Origin of the sequence: Kitasatospora phosalacinea, assembly GCF_030268885.1 — a bacterium.
Taxonomy (GTDB): Bacteria; Actinomycetota; Actinomycetes; order Streptomycetales; family Streptomycetaceae; genus Kitasatospora; species Kitasatospora phosalacinea_C.
Genome location: NZ_BSSA01000023.1, coordinates 94351 through 111669, shown reverse-complemented (window position 1 = coordinate 111669; position 17319 = coordinate 94351). Strand labels below are relative to the sequence as shown.

At 75.4% G+C, this 17319-nt stretch carries 14 protein-coding genes; 9 read left to right on the top strand and 5 right to left on the bottom strand.

The genetic code is table 11. The features are described from left to right. Positions 1–11: 11 nt before the first annotated feature. The 3 genes from QSK52_RS27770 to QSK52_RS27760 all read left to right on the top strand — a co-directional run bounded on the left by QSK52_RS27770 (position 12) and on the right by QSK52_RS27760 (position 4530). On the top strand, positions 12–1889 hold the full coding sequence (locus QSK52_RS27770; protein WP_285738913.1) for a non-ribosomal peptide synthetase: 1878 nt from the start codon (positions 12–14) through the stop codon (positions 1887–1889). Then, a complete protein-coding gene (locus QSK52_RS27765; protein ID WP_285738912.1) occupies positions 1886–3073 on the top strand; it encodes an argininosuccinate synthase-related protein in 1188 nt (395 codons plus the stop codon). Before QSK52_RS27770 ends, QSK52_RS27765 begins: the two co-directional genes overlap by 4 nt. Positions 3074–3261: 188 nt before the next feature. Then, entirely contained in the window at positions 3262–4530 is a 1269-nt protein-coding gene (locus tag QSK52_RS27760; protein WP_285738911.1) for an MFS transporter, read from the top strand. A 77-nt stretch (positions 4531–4607) separates the two neighbouring features. Here QSK52_RS27760 and QSK52_RS27755 read toward each other — a convergent pair whose 3' ends face one another. From QSK52_RS27755 to QSK52_RS27735, 5 genes are all read right to left on the bottom strand, one after another. Next, complete coding sequence (locus QSK52_RS27755) at positions 4608–5864, bottom strand: ATP-grasp domain-containing protein (RefSeq protein ID WP_285738910.1); 1257 nt, start codon at positions 5862–5864, stop codon at positions 4608–4610. A 39-nt stretch (positions 5865–5903) separates the two neighbouring features. Continuing rightward, positions 5904–6998, bottom strand: coding sequence for a hypothetical protein (locus tag QSK52_RS27750; RefSeq protein ID WP_285738909.1), 1095 nt, complete (start codon positions 6996–6998; stop codon positions 5904–5906). Positions 6999–7106: 108 nt separating this feature from the next. Beyond that, positions 7107–8465, bottom strand: coding sequence for an aldehyde dehydrogenase family protein (locus QSK52_RS27745; protein ID WP_285738908.1), 1359 nt, complete (start codon positions 8463–8465; stop codon positions 7107–7109). Position 8466: 1 nt separating this feature from the next. Further along, complete coding sequence (locus QSK52_RS27740) at positions 8467–9684, bottom strand: DUF362 domain-containing protein (RefSeq protein WP_285738907.1); 1218 nt, start codon at positions 9682–9684, stop codon at positions 8467–8469. A gap of 29 nt (positions 9685–9713) precedes the next feature. Continuing rightward, on the bottom strand, positions 9714–10385 hold the full coding sequence (locus QSK52_RS27735) for a cyclase family protein (RefSeq protein ID WP_285738906.1): 672 nt from the start codon (positions 10383–10385) through the stop codon (positions 9714–9716). Between the two features lie 382 nt (positions 10386–10767). On the opposite strand from QSK52_RS27735, the gene aroF reads away from it, so the two are divergent. From aroF to larC, 6 genes are read left to right on the top strand one after another with little or no spacing between them, the layout of a single operon-like run. After that, positions 10768–11823: a 3-deoxy-7-phosphoheptulonate synthase gene (gene aroF, locus QSK52_RS27730; protein ID WP_285738905.1), complete on the top strand. Its 1056-nt coding sequence runs from the start codon at positions 10768–10770 to the stop codon at positions 11821–11823. A 26-nt stretch (positions 11824–11849) separates the two neighbouring features. Then, a complete protein-coding gene (locus QSK52_RS27725) occupies positions 11850–12947 on the top strand; it encodes a phenazine biosynthesis protein (RefSeq protein ID WP_285738904.1) in 1098 nt (365 codons plus the stop codon). 2 nt (positions 12948–12949) lie between these two features. Beyond that, positions 12950–14410: an isochorismate synthase gene (locus tag QSK52_RS27720; protein WP_285738903.1), complete on the top strand. Its 1461-nt coding sequence runs from the start codon at positions 12950–12952 to the stop codon at positions 14408–14410. Continuing rightward, the gene (larE, locus tag QSK52_RS27715) at positions 14407–15273 is read left to right on the top strand and encodes an ATP-dependent sacrificial sulfur transferase LarE (protein WP_285738902.1); all 867 of its coding nucleotides are present in this window, start codon (positions 14407–14409) and stop codon (positions 15271–15273) included. The genes QSK52_RS27720 and larE overlap by 4 nt, the downstream gene beginning before the upstream one ends. Then, positions 15263–16096, top strand: a complete 834-nt coding sequence (gene larB, locus QSK52_RS27710; RefSeq protein ID WP_285738901.1) for a nickel pincer cofactor biosynthesis protein LarB — start codon at positions 15263–15265, stop codon at positions 16094–16096. The genes larE and larB overlap by 11 nt, the downstream gene beginning before the upstream one ends. Further along, entirely contained in the window at positions 16093–17319 is a 1227-nt protein-coding gene (larC, locus tag QSK52_RS27705) for a nickel pincer cofactor biosynthesis protein LarC (RefSeq protein ID WP_285738900.1), read from the top strand. The genes larB and larC overlap by 4 nt, the downstream gene beginning before the upstream one ends.

The window sequence follows — 17319 nt, the reverse complement described above, 5'->3', positions numbered from 1 at the left end:
GGACCACCGCCATGACGACCGACCTGACCGCCGGGGCGAGCGCCGCCGCCACCGACCTGACCGCCGCCGGGCCCGACCACCCGCACCGGATCGACGCCCTGCTGCTGGAGCGCTGGGATCGCTCCCCGGAGCTGCCCGCACTGGTCAGCGGCGCCACCACCGTCACCATGGGCGAGCTGCGCGACCGGGTGCTGGCCGCGGCCGCGGCCCTGCGCGGGCACGGCGTGCGGCCCGGGGACCGGGTCGTGGTCTACCACGAGCGGTCCGTCGAGTTCGTGGTGGCGATGCTGGCCGTGGTGTTCGCGGGCGCCGCCCACGCCGCCGTGGACGTCGGCGAGCCGCCGGCCCGGACGCTGCGCACCGTCGAGGACTGCGCCCCGCGGGCGGTGCTGACCGGCCGGCTGCTGCGCGGCCGGCTGGCCGGCCTCCCCGCCGGGGTCCCGGTCCTCACCGAGGACGACCTCGCCGCCTGGCCCGCGGCCCGGGTCGCGGCGGGCGGGAGCGCCGACGACCCGGCGGTGGTGCTGTACACCTCGGGCTCCACCGGCCGTCCCAAGGCGTCGCTGATCAGCCACCGCGCCCTGGTCTCCCGGCTGCTGGCCCTGCAGGAGACGCACCGGATGGACGAGCGGGACCGGATGGTCCACCACACCGCGTGCAGCTTCGACATGTACCTCAGCGAGACGTACTGGCCGATGCTGGCCGGGGCGGCCGTCGTGATCGCCGAGCCCGGCCGCCAGCGCGACCCCGACCACCTCGCGGCGCTGATCCGCGAGCACCGGATCACCACCTTCTACTGCGTGGTCTCGCTGCTCGACCTCTTCCTGCTGACCCGCGACCCGGCGGAGCGCTACGACGGCCTGCGGCAGGTGCTCACCGGCGGCGAGCCGCTCGCCCCCGAGCTGGTCCGGCGGTTCCACGCCCGCTCCACCGCCTCGCTCACCAACCTCTACGGTCCGAGCGAGTGCACCGTCTACTGCACCGCCTGGGTGTGCCCGCGCGACCCCGACCCGGAGCAGGTGCTGATCGGCTCCGCGATCCGGGACACCGAACTGTGGATCCTGGACGAGCACGGCGCGCCCGTCCCGGACGGGGAGCCGGGCGAGCTCTGGATCGGCGGCGCCGGTCTCGCCCTGGGCTACCTGGACCGGCCGGAGCTCACCGCCGAGCGGTTCGTGGAGAGCCCGCCGGTGCGCCCCGGGGGCCGGCTCTACCGGTCCGGTGACCTGGTCCGGGCCCGTCCGGACGGGAACCTCGAGTTCCTCGGCCGGGTCGACAGCCAGGTGAAGGTCCGCGGCATCCGGATCGAGCTCGGCGAGATCGAGGCCACCGCGCTGCGGGTGCCCGGGGTCCGCCGGGCCGCGGTGGTCGCGCACGGCTCGGGCGGCGACCGGCGGCTCGCCGGGTACCTCGAACCGGCGGGGGACGCGGACCGGGAGGCGCTGGTGGCCCGGGTGCGCACCGCGCTGCGCACCTGGCTGCCGACCTACATGGTCCCGGCCGACCTCACGGTCGTCGACGGGCTGCCGTTGACCCCGAACGGGAAGCTGGACCGCCTGCTGCTGGAGCGCCGGGCCGCCGAGCGGGCCGCCGAGCAGCGGGCCGCCGGCCGGGAGGCGGCCCCGCCGGCGCCGACGGACGGGCCCGCCGGGCTGGAGCAGGTGGTGGCCCAGGAGTGGTGCCGGGCGCTGGGGCTGTCCGGGGTCGGCCCGGAGGACGACTTCTTCGAGCTGGGCGGCGACTCCTTCAAGGTGGTCGGCGTCGTGGAGGCGCTGCGCGCCCGGCTGTCCCTGGAGATCCCGCTGACCGCGCTGCTGCTGGAGCCGACCGTCGCCGCGTTCGCCGCGGAACTGCGCCGCCTCACGGAAGACCAGGAGACCGCCCGATGAGCACCGACACCGCCGTCCGCCCCGTCCGCCCCGTCCGCTCGTTCGCCGACCTCGCCCCGGGCCGGGCCGACCGGTCGCGCCCGGTGGTCACCCTGTTCAGCGGCGGCCTCGACAGCAGCTACCTGCTGCTGCGGCTGGTGCGGGCGGGCTTCACCGACGTCCACGCGGTCAGCGTCGACCTGGGCGCCGGGGAGGACCCGGACGAGCTGCGGCAGGTCGCCGAGCAGCTCTCCGTCCGGCTGCACCTGGTCGACGGCCGGGAGGCGTTCGCGCAGCGGTACGTCCGCCCGGCGATCGCCGCGCAGGCCGTCTACCTGGGGACGCACCCGATCAGCTCCTCGTTGAGCCGGCCGCTGATCGCCGAGCTGGCCGCGGGCATCGCGGCCGACCTGGACGCCTGGGGCGTGCTGCACACCGCCAACCGCTCGCAGAACACCCTGCGCCGTCTCAACGGGGCCTTCGACCTGCTCGGCTACCGGGGCCGCTACGGCACCCCGTACGACCTGGAGCCGGTGGACCGGGAGACGAAGACCCGGGAGCTGGAGGAGGCCGGGCTGGTCCACGTGAGCAAGCGGCTGGTCAGCATCGACGCCAACCTGTGGTGCCGGGAGTTCGAGTCCGGGGTGGTCGACGACCCGGAGGAGCACACCGTCCCCGAGCACCTCTACCACTGGAGCGTGCGGGACGGGGCGCCGGACGGGACGGTCGAGATCGGCTTCGAGGCCGGGGTGCCCGTCAGCGTGGACGGCGTCCGGCTGCCGCTGCGGGTGCTGGTGGAGGAGCTCAACCGCCGGGTCGGCGCGCACGGCATCGGCCGCTACAGCGGCCTGGAGCACCTGGCGGGCGGGCAGAAGGTGCTGGAGCTGCGCGAGATGCCCGCGGCCGCGCTGCTGCTGCCGACCTACCGGCACCTGGAGACCGCGACGCTGTCCGCCGAGACCGTCCGGGAGAAGATGCACGTCGAGCAGCTGTGGGTGCGGGAGGCGCTGGAGGGCCGCTGGTTCGGCGAACTGCGGCTGGCCGCCCAGGCGTTCGTCGACGCGTGCGCGGCCCGGGTCAGCGGGACGGTGCGCTGGCGGCTGCGGCCGGGCAGCGCCGAGACGCAGTCCATCGTGGCCCGGGCACCGCGCTACCTGCGCAACCGCGAGGACTGGGAACGCGATTCGGTCCGGCTCGACGGCTGAGCCGCCGGGCTTTTCCGCCCGGTCACCGGATCGGGGGAATTACTTCCGTTTGGTGGTGCCGGGCGGCTTGGCTATGTACGCTCAACCGGAATTGTTTCGCGCTTTCCGGGGGCCGGGAGGGAATTCGCCCCGAGAACCCGCGACCACCATCGGCCCGCCGAGCTCTCGACACTCCTTTGGAGACCCTCTTGTCACTCCTGCCGCGCTCCCGCTTCCCCGGTGAACGCTCGCTGGTCGCCGGAATAGCCATCGACGCACTCGGCTCCGGCATGTACGTCCCCTTCACCCTGGTTTTCTTCCAACATGTCACGAAGCTGCCACTTCCCACCATCGGGCTTGTGCTGACCGTCACCGGTTTGCTAGCGATGTCGGCATTGCCGATCGCCGGGGTGGCCGTCGACCGGTTCGGCGCGAAACGCGTGCAGCTCTCGCTGTATTTCATCCGCGGCATCGGATTCGCGCTGTACCCGCTGGCCCACGGAATTCCCGCGTTCGCCGTGCTGGCCCTGATCACCGCGGCCGGCACCCGGGCCTTCCCGGCCGCCCAGCAGGCCCGGATCGCCGAACTCGTCGACGGCGCCGACCGGGAGCGGATGCAGGCGCTCACCCGCAGCCTGAGCAACGCCGGTCTCGGCGGCGGCACCCTGATCGCCTCCACGCTGATCGCGCTGGTCGGCGGCTCCGGCTACCTGCTGGCCGCCTGGCTGAACGCCGGGAGCTTCCTGCTCGCGGCCGTCCTCGCCGCCCGCACCCCCGCCTCCGTCCGGCACGTCCGGGACAGGGCCGACAACCGCGGCGGCTACCGGCTGGTCGCCAAGGACCGCCCGTTCCTGGTGCTGACCGTGGCCAACCTGCTGGTGGCGCTGGGCTACTCCTCGCTCAGCGTGCTGCTGCCGGTGTTCGCCACCGACTGGCTGCACCTGCCCGAGGGCCTCACCGGCATCGCGTTCGTGGTGAACACGGTGCTGTGCGCCACGCTCAGCGTCCCGGTCGCCGCGCTGGCCCGGCGCCGCTTCGCCACCCGCACCCGGGCCGCCGCGTTCGGGGCGGGCCTGTTCACCGTCGCCTTCCTCGGCCAGGTGCTGCTGGGCGTGGTGCGCCCGCACAACGCCGCGGTCCTGGTGACCGCGCTGGTGGTCGGCGTGGTGGTGGCGACCGCCGGCGAGCTGGTGCACGGCCCGTCCTCGGGCGCGCTGTCCCAGGCCGCCGCCCCGGCCGGGCTGCGCGGCCGCTACATGGCCTCCTACCAGCTCTCCTGGTCGATGGCGTACGTGCTGGCGCCGACGCTGTTCACCACGCTGCTGGACGTCGACGGCCGGCTGCCCTGGCTGCTGGTCGCGGTCACCAGCGCGTTCGGCGGGCTGATGCTGCTGCGGGTCGAGCACCGGCTGCCCGCGGAGGCGGTCAACACCCCGCGGCCGCCCGTCGCCGGGAAGCAGCCGGTCACCGCGGCCTGAGGCCCGCGCGGGACGCCGAACGGCCGGGCCCCGGAACGCGGTTGCGTTCCGGGGCCCGGCCGTTCGCGCTCCCGGGGTCAGGCCGTCTCGTAGAAGCCCGGGCCGTCCAGGTACCGGGTGGTGAGCGCGTCCCGGGCCACCGCACTGGCGCTCTCGTTCAGCAGGTAGACCCGCAGCGGGAAGGTCCAGTCGTCGATCGAGCGGTGCAGCCGGCCGCCGGGGGAGACCCGGTACAGCACCTCGTGGAAGCTCTCCAGCGCCTCCAGCTCGGCCATCCGCGGGTAGGAGACCAGCGTCCCGGCCACCGGCGAGACCATGTTGACGATCCGGGCGTGCCGCAGCACCCGGTAGCCCTCCTCCCAGCCGTCGAGGAAGCGCTCGGGGTCGACGAAGGCGTCCACCACCCGGTCGAGCTGGCTCACGCCGAGCGCGGCCCCGGTCGGCACGTGGACGTCCGCGCCGCAGACCCGGGCGCCGGTCTCGACCAGGCGCGGGCCCTGCGGGGTCAGCTTGAGCTCGGTGTGCGCGGGCCCGTTGACGATCCCGAGGGCGTCCAGCACCTGGCGGGTGTGCTCGACCAGCAGGTCCTGCTCGGGGCCGCGGGCGGGCAGCAGCTCGGCGCCCGCGGCGACCTCGGGCACCCCGTTCGCGCTGAGGTGGTGCATCTTCCAGACGTCGGTGACCCGGTGCCGGCCGCCCAGGCTCACCGTGTTGACGATGTACTCGTGGCCGACCAGGTACTCCTGGGCCAGCACGGTGCTGTTGCGCTGGCCGAGCGCGCTGCGGGTGCCGATCAGGGCGTCGAACGCCTTGCGGACCTCCGCGGCGGAGTCGCAGAAGTACACGCCGTCGCTCCCGGCGCTGCTCACCGGCTTGAGCACCACCCGGCCGCCGGCCGTCGCGTACCAGTCGAGCAGGGTGTCGAGGTCGTCGGCCAGCACCTGGGACGCCGCGGGCACCCCGGCGGCCCGGACCGTCTCCAGCATCCGGTACTTGTCGCGGCGGGCGGCGCTCAGCGCGGTGCCGTTGGTGGGCAGCCCGAGCCGTTCGGTCAGGGCGTCGGCGAGCAGCACCGCCCGCTCGACGCCCGGGATCAGCGCGACCGGGCCGTGCGCGGCGACGGCCTCGGCGGTGCGGGCCAGGTCGCCGTCGTGGGCGAGGTCGGCGGTGAAGTCCGCGGGCCGGAAGCTCGCCGCGTACGCCTCGGGGATCTCGGGGGTGCTGCGCAGGTGGACGCAGTCGTAGCCGCGCGCCTTGAACAGCGGCGCGAGGCAGCGGGCGCTCGCGAACGCGTCGACGAGCACGACGGTGCGGGGAGCGGGGCCTGTGGTCATGGGGGTTCCTACCTCGTCGGCGCTCGGTGGCGGGGGCGGTCAGGCGGTGAGGAGGGCGATCGGGTCGCCGAACCGCATCAGTTCGCGGTACTGCACGGCCCGCGAGTGCCGCATGAAGCGCAGCACGCCGACGGCGCTCTCGGCCGCGGCGTCGGCGGCCACGATCGAGCTCTCGTCGCCGACCAGGGCCGCCGTGACGGCGATGTGCCGCTCGATGTCCTGCAGGTCGGCCTCCAGCAGGGCGTCGACGGCGACCGCGAGCTCCGGGTCGGCGGCGAACGCCTCCGCGAACGGCGGCGCGATCTTGGCCAGCCGCCGCATCGCCTGGCGGTACGCCTTGTGCTCGGGCTGGGTGCGCCCGGTCAGCGCGACCGGCACGGCGGGCGGCTGCATGGTCGGCCGCACCTTCGCGTCGTAGCAGGGGGCCGACATGTCACCGGAGTGGATCATGGCGGCGGTGAAGCCCCGGACGTACACCAGCGCCTCGGCGAGGGCGGCCAGCGCGGTGTCGCGGTCCCGGTCGAGCAGGGCCTGGGCGGCCCGGGAGACGGAGTGCGCGGCCGCGAGGTTCAGCACGAAGTAGAAGTGGTGGGTGACCACCCAGCGGGTCAGCTCGTCCTGCCCGGGCAGCTCCGGCACCGTGACGGCCTCCGGGCGCTCGACCGGCAGGGACGCCGGGGCCCCCTCGCCGGGCAGCAGCCGCTCCAGCACGGTCGCCATCGCGAGCACGATCGCCGCCCGGTCGTTGAGGTCCAGCCGGGCCCGCCGCAGGTCGGCGAAGGCGCGCCGGACGACGGTGGCGACCTCGTGCACCAGCAGCGGGTCGTCCAGGGGGGCGGTGCGGACGCCGAAGTACTCGTGGTTGGGGACGATCGGCACCAGGACCGAGGTGTCCAGCGGCGGCGCCCAGGCGGCGGCGGCCAGCTCGGCGAGGCGCTCGGCCGCCACGGCCGCGGCCGCGTCGACCGCGGGGCCCGCGCCCTCGGGGTTCAGCAGCTCGGTGCGCAGCCCGCGCAGGGCCGCGGCCGCGTCCCGCAGCGCGGCGGCCACCGGCTCGGCCGGGCGGGTGCGGGCGTGGACGGTGTTGTCCTCGGGGAGGACGACGATCGGCAGGGACGGCAGGGCAGGGGACACGTCGGACACCTCTACTGTTCGGCGGTTCGGCGGTTCGGAGGGCTCGGGAGGGCCACGGCGGGCCGGGGGGCCACGGCGGCGGGCCGCGCCGCCGGGAGGTCGGGGCGGTCAGGCCGTCAGGAGTTCCGGGGCGGCGAAGCCGCGGGCCTCCCGGAGGAACTGGCCGAGGTAGCCGTCGTGCGGCAGGTGCGGGTCGCGCCACCACTCGGCGACCCGGCCGTGCAGGACGGTGCGGATCCCGGGGGAGTCCAGGGCCTGCTCGACCAGGGAGTCGTCCTCGGTGAGCAGGGTCAGGGCCAGCGAGTCGTCCAGCGGGCCCAGGCCCCGGGCCCGCTCCCAGGGCGCCACCCACACGCAGGGGAACGGCAGTTCGGTGCCCAGCGCGGGGTGGTCGGGGCGGTCCACGCACGTCACGGCGGGGCGCAGCGCGGCGGCCCCGCCGGACACCAGGGGCACCGGGTCGTCGGGGTGGTGGCGGCCGACCAGGTCCGGCGCGCCGCCCGCGGCCCGGTCGAGGGCGGCGCGCAGGGCGACCGCCTCCGCGTGCGGGCGCACCGGCAGGACGGCCCGCTCGTCGGTGACCGGCAGGGCCGGGAGCCGGGAGAGCCGTTCGGCGAGGGCCTCGGCCAGGGCGCGGTGGTCGCCGGAGGTGAGGACGGCGGTGGTGTTGGTGCAGCGCACGCCGCCGTCCCCGGCGATCTCGGCGACCAGGTGGTCCAGGTCCGCGTCGTCGAACGGGCGGTCCAGCAGGACCTTGCTGCGCCCCGGGCCGCGGACCAGGACCCGGTCGTTGCCGCGCAGCCGGGCCACGGTGTCCTCGCTGCCGTAGACCAGGGCCAGGTCGGCGGCGTCGACCAGGCCGTCCGCCGCGGCGTGGGTGCCGGGCAGCAGGCTGACCCAGCCCGAGTCCAGACCGGCGGCCAGCAGGGCCCGGGCCAGCCGCAGCGGGGTGAACGGGTCGCGGGCGCCGGGGCGGACGGCGACCCGGTAGCCGAGCGCGATCGCCTGCAGCCAGGCCCCGTGGGTGCCGGGGTGGTTGCTGGGCGCGACCACGCCGAGGACGTCGCCGCGGCGGGCCCAGCGGGCGGTGCGGCCGGTGCCGACCGGGCGCTGGCGCTCGACGACCTCGCCGAGCCGGGCGCAGTCCGCGGGCATCCGGGCCAGGGCGCGCCGGGCCACCGCGGCCGGGACGCCGGAGGCCAGCGCCTGGCGCCGGACGTACTCCTCGGGCGTCTCGCCGCCCAGGGTGTCCTCGGCGAAGCGGCGTCCGGCCTCGGCGAGCACGGCCAGCCGGGCGGCCCGCGGCATCGCGGCGGAGCGGCGCATCGCCTTCACGGCGAGCCGGGTCACCAGGGCGGGGGCCTCGTTGACCTCGGCGAGCAGGCTCCCGTCGACGGCGTGCAGCGGGCGGGTGTCCCGCGAGGTGCGCTCCTCGCCCTCGCGCAGGACGGGTACGGACGGCGGCATGTCAGACCAACTCCTCGGGTGCCGGCCAGGAGAGGCCGTCGGTGGACTCCGGGTCGCGGCCCGGGACGCGGAACTGGGTGCGCTCCGCCTCGGAGACCTCCCGGCCCATCGCGTGGCGCAGGCCCGCGACCTGGATCGCCCGCGGCGGGCACCCCTCCAGGTAGACGCCGGCCTCCCGGTGCTCGTACATGGCGTTGCCGACCAGGACGACCTGGCCGCGCAGTTCGGGCAGCCGTTCCATCGGGCCGGAGACGATGGTGAGTTCGCCGGGGTGGGCGAGCAGTTCGTCGTGCAGCAGGCTCAGGGCGGCGGCCAGCCAGCGGCGGCAGTCCGGGCAGGCGGTGTCGGCGTGCAGGTGGATGCCCTCGCGGGGCGGGGTGAGCACGGCCGGTGCGCGGTCGATCTCGAAGGCGGCGTCCGCGACGCTCTCGCCGCGGACCTCGATCAGTCCGGGGTCGGCGGGGCCGAGGCCGCGCCGGGCGGCGTCGCGCAGGTAGGCGAGCTCCCACGGTTCGACGCCGGCGACGGTGGCCATGACGGTGTCCAGCGCGACGGCGTTGCGGGAGGCGGCGACCAGCCCGACCGGGCGGGAGTGGCCGGCCATCGGGTAGTTGCCCTCGATCACGGTCAGCGCGTCGCAGACCACCAGGTGCTGCGGGCGCAGCAGGTTGAGGTCGACGATGCTCTCCTCGACCCCGGCCATGTGCACGATGCGGGTGGTGAACCCGGGCAGCAGGCCGACCAGGTTCTTCATCGCGTTGGTGAGCACCACGCTGGAGTGGGTCCGCAGTTGGGGCGCGCCGATGAAGAAGTCGCAGTCCTGCACGATGTCGGGCACCGCGATCGGCACCCGCAGCGAGGTCGCCCCCGGGACCTGGACGATCCGCAGCGGGCGGTCGTCGAAGCTGACCACCCGGGCGTAGCGGTGCAGCGGGCTGCCGTCCAGCAGCTCCTTGAGCACGTGGGTGCGTTCCGCGACGAAGACCTCCGCACCGCGGGCCGCGGCCCGCCGGGCGACCGCCAGCAGGAGGTCGGGGCTGGTGATGAAGCCGGGCTTGCGCTGGAACATGTTGGGCTTGATGACGACGCGGTCGCCCCGGCCGAGGTCGTCCAGCGGGTCGCCGAGCAGGGCCAGGGCCTGTTCGACGGCGCCGTCGACGGCGGCGGCCGTCGGTGCCGGGGACCGGGTGAGGGCGACGGCCGTGGGGTCGGAGCTCATCCGGACTCCCTCTCGGTGCGGGCGGCCGGTCAGAACGGCCAGCCGTCGAAGACCACCGCGCGGGCCGGGGCGGCCTCCACACCGGCGATCTTGACCGGCAGCGCCATCAGCTGGACGACCCGGTTGGTGACCTGGTCGAGGTTCTGGATGTTCTCCAGGATCGGGATGCCGGCGCCCAGCAGGCGGCGGTGCACCTGGCCGCTGCGGTCGTCGGGGCGCTCGGTGATGCAGTCCATGCCGACCAGCCGGGCCCCGTTGTCGACGGCCCAGTCCGCGGCGGACAGGGTGGTGTACGGGGGCTTGTCCCAGTAGTCGTCCCGGCCGAGGTAGCGGTTGGGGTGGTCGGTGCGGATCAGCAGCCGGTCGCCGGGCTGCCACACGTCGCGCAGTGCCGTCTCCAGGTCCTCCCCGGTGACCGGGTCGAGGTCGCGCTTGTGCGAGAGGTCGGCGACGCAGGTGCGGCCCACGAAGGTGTCCAGGGGCACCTCGTCGATCTTCTCGCGGTCCTCGAAGAAGTGGTACCCGGATTCCACGTGGGTGCCGTTGTGCGGAAATATCTGGAGGTCGGAGAAGGTGCGGCCGCCGGACGCGGGGTCGGTCTGGGGAGTCATCGCGCGGCGGATTCCGAATTTCGGGTACCAGGGCGCGTCGTAGGAGGGCATTCCCTCGTGCCAGCCCTGGCTGATATCGATCATCTGCATGGTTTTCTCCATCGTGGGGGAGGGGCCTCGCGGCCTGCCGGCGACAATTTCATATCACGCCGAAAGTGGCCCCGGCGGGTGGTTCCGGAGGGGTCGACAGGAACTGGACAGGGCCGTTTCATGAAGTGGACACGCACCTTGACTGCCAGTCAACTGCCAAGGTAGACAACGGGAGTGACGGGTCCTGGAGATGGTCGGGATGTCCGTTTCCGGTACGGCTGTCGGGTTTTGCGATCGCCTGTCTTTGTGCGGTCCGGTTCGGCTGCAGATCTGCCGACATCTCCGCATCTCTTTATTTGCTTGCACCGCCGAATGGCGTTCGGTTAGCGTGCCGGCAATCCGTGGATATTCTCGCCCTATGGCCCCATGAAAGGGGAATCCCGTGATCGTGGTATTGCATCGTCATGCCACTCGCGAGCAGGTTGATTCGGCGCTGGAAATCCTTGCGGGGCACGGTGTCCCGGTGGTGTCCGGCACGGTACGGGGCGCGGTCGCGCTCATTTCCGAGCAGGACGTCCCGGCGGCGGTGGCAGCGGAGCTGGAATCCGCCCCGGCCGTCGAGCGGGTGGTCGTCGTCCCGGGCGTGCAGCGCCTCACCAGCCGGGTGTTCTCCCCGGAGGACACCCGGGTGGCGGTCGGTGCGGGCGGTGCCGTCGTGATCGGCGGCCCGGAGTTCGTGGTGATCGCCGGGCCCTGCGCGGTGGAGAGCCGGGCCCAGATGCAGGCCGCCACGGACGCGGTCGTCGCGGGCGGCGCCGTCATGCTGCGCGGCGGGGCCTTCAAGCCGCGCACCTCGCCGTACAGCTTCCAGGGGCTGGGCCTGGCCGGCCTGACCCTGCTGGCCGAGCAGCGCGGCCGCACCGGCCTGCCGGTGGTCACCGAGGTGGTCACGCCGAAGGACGTCGAGTCGGTCGCCGAGGAGAGCGACATGCTCCAGGTCGGCACCCGGAACATGCAGAACTTCGAACTCCTGCGGGAGGCCGGGGCGTCCGGGAAGCCGGTACTGCTCAAGCGCGGCATGTCCGCCACCGTCGAGGAGTGGCTGCTCGCCGCCGAGTACCTGATGCACACCGGCAACGGCGGCGTCGTGCTGTGCGAGCGCGGCATCCGCAGCTACGACCGCAGCACCCGGTTCACCCTCGACCTCGCCGCGGTCGCCGAGGCCAAGCGGCGCACCCACCTGCCGGTGATCGTCGACCCCAGCCACAGCACCGGGCAGCCGCACCTGGTCGGCCCGATGTCGCTGGCCGCCGCCGCGGCCGGCGCCGACGGCCTGATCATCGACGTCCACACCGACGCCGCCGGTGCCCTGTGCGACGGCCCCCAGGCGCTGACCGGGGAGCAGTTCGCCGCCCTGACGGCCCGGCTCGCCCCGGTGGTGGAGGCGGTCGGCCGCACGCTCGCCACCCGCCGCACGCAGTCCCTCGCCTCGGTCTGAGACCCCCACCCGCCCGGAGACAGCAGATGCCCGACACCACCGTGCCCTTCGACCCCGCCCTCCCGGCCGAGGAGTTCCTCCGCGCCGCGATGCGCTGGCACTTCTCCCCCGAGACCGGCTCCCCGTTCTGGCTCAAGCGCGCCGCCGAACTCGACTTCGACCCGCTGACCGACATCAACGGCTGGGACGACCTCGACCGCTTCCCCGACGTGAGCGAGGAGTGGCGGGACGTCCCCGTCGACGCCCTCGTCCCCGCCGGGACCGGCCGGGACGCCTGGGACTTCCAGGTCTTCGACAGCGGCGGCACCACCGGCCGCCCCAAGCGCATCGTCGAGTCCACCTCCCGCCGCAACGGGGTGCGCTGGGTCAGCGACGTCCTCACCGAGCACGGGATCCCCGGCGAGGGCGAGGGCCACTGGCTGCACGTCGGCCCCACCGGGCCGCACATCGTCGGCCGCTCCGTCGGCCTGCTGGCCCAGCTGCGCAGCACCTTCTGCCACTACATCGACTTCGACCCGCGCTGGGTCAAGGGCAGCGTCAAGGCCGGCCGCGCCGAGGAGGCCGCCCGCTACGTCGCGCACATCCTCGCGCAGGCCCGCGACGTGCTGGCCACCCAGCCGGTCTCGGTGCTCTTCGCGACCCCGCCGGTGCTGGAGGCGATCGCCGCCGACGAGCACCTGCTGTCCCTGGTCCAGCAGAAGGTGCGCGGCATCGTCTGGGCCGGCACCAGCATCGGCCCCGAGACGCTGCGCGCCTTCGAGGAGGAGATCTTCCCGGACGCCGTCGTCGTCGGCCTCTACGGCAACACCATGATGGGCATCGCCCCGCAGCGGCCGCGCACCGGCGAACCGGACGACGAGCGCTGCGTGTTCGTCCCGTACCACCCGTTCAGCCGGGTCCGGGTGGTCGACCCCGAGGACACCCGCACCGAGGTCGGCTACGGCGAGCGCGGTCAGGCCCGGATCAGCCTGGTCTCCCGCGACCTGTTCCTGCCCTGGACGCTGGAGCGCGACTCCGTGCTGCGGATCGCGCCCACCGCCGGCTACCCGCAGGACGGCCTGGCCGACGTCCGCCCGCTCACCGCCCCCGGCGGCGCGCAGTCCGTGGTCGAAGGGGTGTACTGAGCATGACGGTCGGCCACACCAGCACGGCGCTCGCCGAACGGCCCGACGCCCTCCTCGACGAGGACGACCTGCGCAGCCTGCTCGACACCTGCCGCTACGCGGTCCGCCGGGCGGCGACCACGGACACCCCGGTCCTCGCGACCTGGGCGGTGCCGGTGGAGGTCGACGACCCCGCCGCGCTCTGGGCCCGCGGCCGCGGCACCGCGACCCGCTCCCTGCTCTGGCGGTCGGCCTGGGGCGGCGGCACCGTCGTCGCCCTCGGCAGCGCCCACGACCTGCCCGGCACCGGCGCCGACCGGGTCGCGGCCGTCCGCCGCGGCTGGGCCGCGCTCTCCCGGCACGCGGTGGCGGGCGGCCTGCCCGGCGGCGGGCCGCTGGCCCTCGGCGGCTTCGCGTTCGCCGCCGGGGCCCCCGCCGCGCCCGGCCCGCTGCCCGACGCCCTGTTCTGGGTACCGGCGCTGCAGCTGCGCACCGCCGCCGACGGCACCGGCGAACTGCGGCTGAACGCGGTCCTGGGCCGCGACGGCGACGCCGGGCGGACCGCCGACGCGCTCGCCCGCCTCGCCGACCTCGTGCACCCCCGCGACCTCGGGGCCGTCCCCGCCGCACCGGCCCCCCGGCCCGCCGCGCACCTGCGCAGCAGCACCGAACTGCCCGGCGCCGAGGAGTGGAAGGGCCTGGTCCGCCGGGCGACCGACCGGATCTCCGCCGGCGACTTCGCCAAGGTCGTGCTGGCCCGCGAACTGCACGTCACCGTGGACGCGCCGTTCGACGTCCCCGCCGTGGTCGAGCGGATGCGCCGGGCCAACCCCGGCACCACGCTCTTCGCGGTCGACCACGACGGCCAGACCTTCCTCGGCGCCACCCCCGAGTACCTGGCCCGGGTCGAGGGCCGCACCGTGCACGCCCTCGGCCTGGCCGGCACCACCCCGCGCGGCGCCACGCCCGCGCAGGACGCCGAGTTCGAGCGCGAGCTGACCGGCAGCCACAAGCTCCGCCACGAGCACGACGTGGTGGTCCGGATGCTCCGCGACTCGCTGCACGGCGCCGGGGTCGAGGTGGCGGCCGCCCAGCCCACCCGGGTGCTCAAGCTCGGCACCGTCCAGCACCTGTCCACCGACGTCAGCGGCCGGCTCTCGCACACCGACCCGGCCGGGATCCTCGACTTCGTCGAACGGCTGCACCCGACCCCCGCGCTCGGCGGCCACCCGCGCGAGCGGGCGCTGCACTGGCTCGCCGAGCACGAGGGCTTCGACCGCGGCTGGTACGCGGGCGTGGTCGGCTGGAGCGACGCCGGGGGCCAGGGGGAGTTCGCCGTGGCGATCCGCTCCGCCCTGCTCCGCGGCAACACCGCCGTGCTGTACGCGGGCTGCGGCCTGGTGGCCGACTCCGACCCGGAGACCGAGTACGTCGAGACCCGGGCGAAGCTGCGCGCCATGATGTCCGCCCTGGAGGTCGAATGACCACCGCCCCGCCCGTGGCGGACCGGCTGCTCGACGAGCGACTCGCCCTGCTGGAGCGGGAGTTGACCTCCCTCGGCTCCGTCGTGGTGGCGTTCTCCGGCGGCGCCGACTCCGCGCTGCTGACCGCGGCCGCGGTCCGCGCGCTCGGCTCCGACCGGGTGCTCGCCGCCACCGGCGACTCCGCCTCCCTCTCGCACCGCGAACGCGGCGCCGCCGCGCGGACCGCCCGGCAGCTGGGCGCCCGGCACGTCTTCGTCCGGACGCACGAGCTGGAGTCCGACGGGTACCGGGAGAACTCCCGCTCCCGCTGCTGGTTCTGCAAGGACGAACTGGCCGGACGGCTGGTGGAGCTGGCGGCCGGGCACGGCCTGGCGCACGTCGCCACCGGCACCAACGCGGACGACCTCGCCGACCGCTTCCGCCCGGGCATCCGGGCGGCCGCCGGGCACGGCGTCGTCACCCCGCTGGCCGCCGCGGGCCTCACCAAGGCGCAGGTCCGCGCGGCCTCCCGGCGCTGGGGCCTGCCCACCTGGGACAAGCCCGCCTCGCCCTGCCTGTCCAGCCGGATCGCCTACGGCCTGACCATCACCCGGCAGCGACTGGACCGGGTCGACGCCGCCGAGCAGGCGCTGCGGGAGAGCCTGGCCCGGGCCGGGATCGCCAGCTACGACCTGCGGGTGCGCGACCTCGGGGAGCGCGCCCTGATCCAGGTCGACCGGGCGGCGGCACCGGCCGTGGCGGCCCGCCCCGAAGTCCTGGCGGCCGTCCGCGGCGCGGGGTTCGCCTCCGTCGAGGTCGACCCGCTGGGCTTCCGCTCCGGTTCGCTCAACACCGTGCAGGAGGAGGTCGACAGTGGACCGTGACACCGTGCGCGCCCTGCTGCACCGGGTGGCCGACGGCACCGAGGACGCCGAACGGGCCCTCGCCGCGCTGGTGGCCGGTCCGCTGGGCGGCGCCCCCGGCCGCAGCGGCGTGGAGGACCTCGGGTTCGCCCGCCTCGACACCCATCGGGCCCTGCGCACCGGCGACCCCGAGGTGGTCTACGGCGCGGGCAAGACCCCGGACCAGACCGTCGCGCTGCTGCGGGCCCTGGAACGCCAGCCCGGCGGCCGGGCCGGACTGGCGACCCGGCTCACCGACGAGGCCCTGGACGCGGTGGCCGCGGCCTTCCCCGCCGCCCGCCTCGACCGGACCGCCCGCTGCGCGGCCGTCGGCCCCCCGCTCGCCCGCCGCGGCCGGGTCCTGGTGGTCACCGCGGGCACCTCGGACGAACCGGTGGCGCGCGAGGCGGCCTTCGTGGCCGGTGAGTTCGGCTGCGACGTGGAACTCCAGCGGGACCTCGGCGTGGCCGGCCTGCACCGGCTCCTCGGGGCCCGCGCCGCGCTCGACGCCGCGGACTGCCTGATCGTGGTGGCCGGGATGGACGGCGCGCTCCCCAGCGTGGTGGCGGGCCTGGTCACCGCGCCCGTCCTGGCCGTCCCGACCAGCGTCGGCTACGGCAGCGCCTTCGGCGGCATCGCCCCGCTGCTGACCATGCTCAACTCCTGCGGCCCCGGCGTGATGGTGAGCAACATCGACAACGGCTTCGGCGCGGCCGTCGCGGCGGCCCGGATGGTCCGCCGGACCGCGGCGGCCCCCGCCGACCCGGCGGCCCCCGCCGACGGGCCGGGGCCGGTGCGCGGATGAGCGGCCCGGTCACCGCCTGGTTCGACTGCTCGGCCGGGGCGGCGGGCGACATGCTGCTGGGCGCACTGGTCGACGCCGGGGCCTCGCCCGCGGCGGTGCAGCGGGCCGTGGACGCGGTGGTGCCCGGCGTCCGGATCCGCACCGAGCGGGTGCGCCGCCGCGGGCTGGCCGCGACCAAGGTGCACGTGGAGACCGAGCCCGGTCCGCCGCACCGCACCTGGCACGACATCCGGGCCCTGCTGGCCGCGGCGGCCCTGCCCGGGCCGGTCCGGGACGCGGCGCAGGGCGTGTTCGCCCGGCTGGCCCGGGCGGAGGCGGCCGTGCACGGCATCCCCGTCGACGACGTCCACTTCCACGAGGTGGGGGCCCTGGACGCGATCGCCGACGTGGTCGGCGTGTGCGCGGCCCACCACGACCTGGGGGTCGTCGCGGCCACCGCGACCCCGCTGGTGCTGGGCGCCGGACGGACCTCCAGCGCGCACGGGCGGATCCCCGTCCCGGTGCCGGCGGTGCTGCGGCTGCTCGCCGACGCGGGCGCCCCGGCCGCGTCCGGGGGCTTCCGGTACGAGATGTGCACGCCCACGGGCGCCGCCCTGGTGCTCTCGCTCTGCTCGGGCTGGGGCGACCTGCCGCCGCTGGAGCTGTTCGCGACGGGGGCGGGCGCCGGCACCCGGGACCTGCCGGAGGTGCCCAACGTGGTCCGGGTCGTGCTGGGCCGCCCGTCCGCCGCCCCGCGGCCGGGCGCCGGGACGGCGGTGGCGGACGGCGGGACGGCGGTGGCGGAGGCAGTGGTGCTGGAGGCCAACGTCGACGACCTCGACCCGCGGATCTGGCCGCACGTGCTGGACCGGCTGCTGGAGGCCGGGGCGTCCGACGCGTGGCTCACCCCGGTGCTGATGAAGAAGGGTCGCCCCGCCCACACCCTGTCGGTGCTGTGCAGCCCCGAGCTGCTGCCCGCGCTCCGCGGGACGGTGCTCGCCGAGACGTCCACCATCGGGTTCCGCGAGCACCGGGTGGCCAAGCACGAGGCGGCGCGGGAGTTCCGCACCGTCACCGTGGACGGGATCGCCGTCCAGGTCAAGATCGCCCGGCACGGTGGCCGGATCGTCAACGTCCAGCCGGAGTACCGGGAGGTGGCCGAGGCGGCCGCCCGGCTGGGCCTACCCGTCAAGACCGCCCTGGCCAGGGCGGTCGCCGCCGCCGGGGACGGCGCGGAGAGCTGA

Excerpts from the sequence above, each read along its gene's own strand:
- QSK52_RS27770 (WP_285738913.1), top strand. The coding sequence starts at position 12 with ATGACGACCGACCTGACCGCCGGGGCGAGCGCCGCCGCCACCGACCTG.
- larC (WP_285738900.1), top strand. The coding sequence starts at position 16,093 with ATGAGCGGCCCGGTCACCGCCTGGTTCGACTGCTCGGCCGGGGCGGCG.
- QSK52_RS27735 (WP_285738906.1), bottom strand. The coding sequence starts at position 10,385 with ATGCAGATGATCGATATCAGCCAGGGCTGGCACGAGGGAATGCCCTCC.
- larE (WP_285738902.1), top strand. The coding sequence starts at position 14,407 with ATGACCACCGCCCCGCCCGTGGCGGACCGGCTGCTCGACGAGCGACTC.
- QSK52_RS27720 (WP_285738903.1), top strand. The coding sequence starts at position 12,950 with ATGACGGTCGGCCACACCAGCACGGCGCTCGCCGAACGGCCCGACGCC.
- QSK52_RS27745 (WP_285738908.1), bottom strand. The coding sequence starts at position 8,465 with ATGCCGCCGTCCGTACCCGTCCTGCGCGAGGGCGAGGAGCGCACCTCG.
- QSK52_RS27725 (WP_285738904.1), top strand. The coding sequence starts at position 11,850 with ATGCCCGACACCACCGTGCCCTTCGACCCCGCCCTCCCGGCCGAGGAG.
- QSK52_RS27755 (WP_285738910.1), bottom strand. The coding sequence starts at position 5,864 with ATGACCACAGGCCCCGCTCCCCGCACCGTCGTGCTCGTCGACGCGTTC.
- QSK52_RS27740 (WP_285738907.1), bottom strand. The coding sequence starts at position 9,684 with ATGAGCTCCGACCCCACGGCCGTCGCCCTCACCCGGTCCCCGGCACCG.
- QSK52_RS27765 (WP_285738912.1), top strand. The coding sequence starts at position 1,886 with ATGAGCACCGACACCGCCGTCCGCCCCGTCCGCCCCGTCCGCTCGTTC.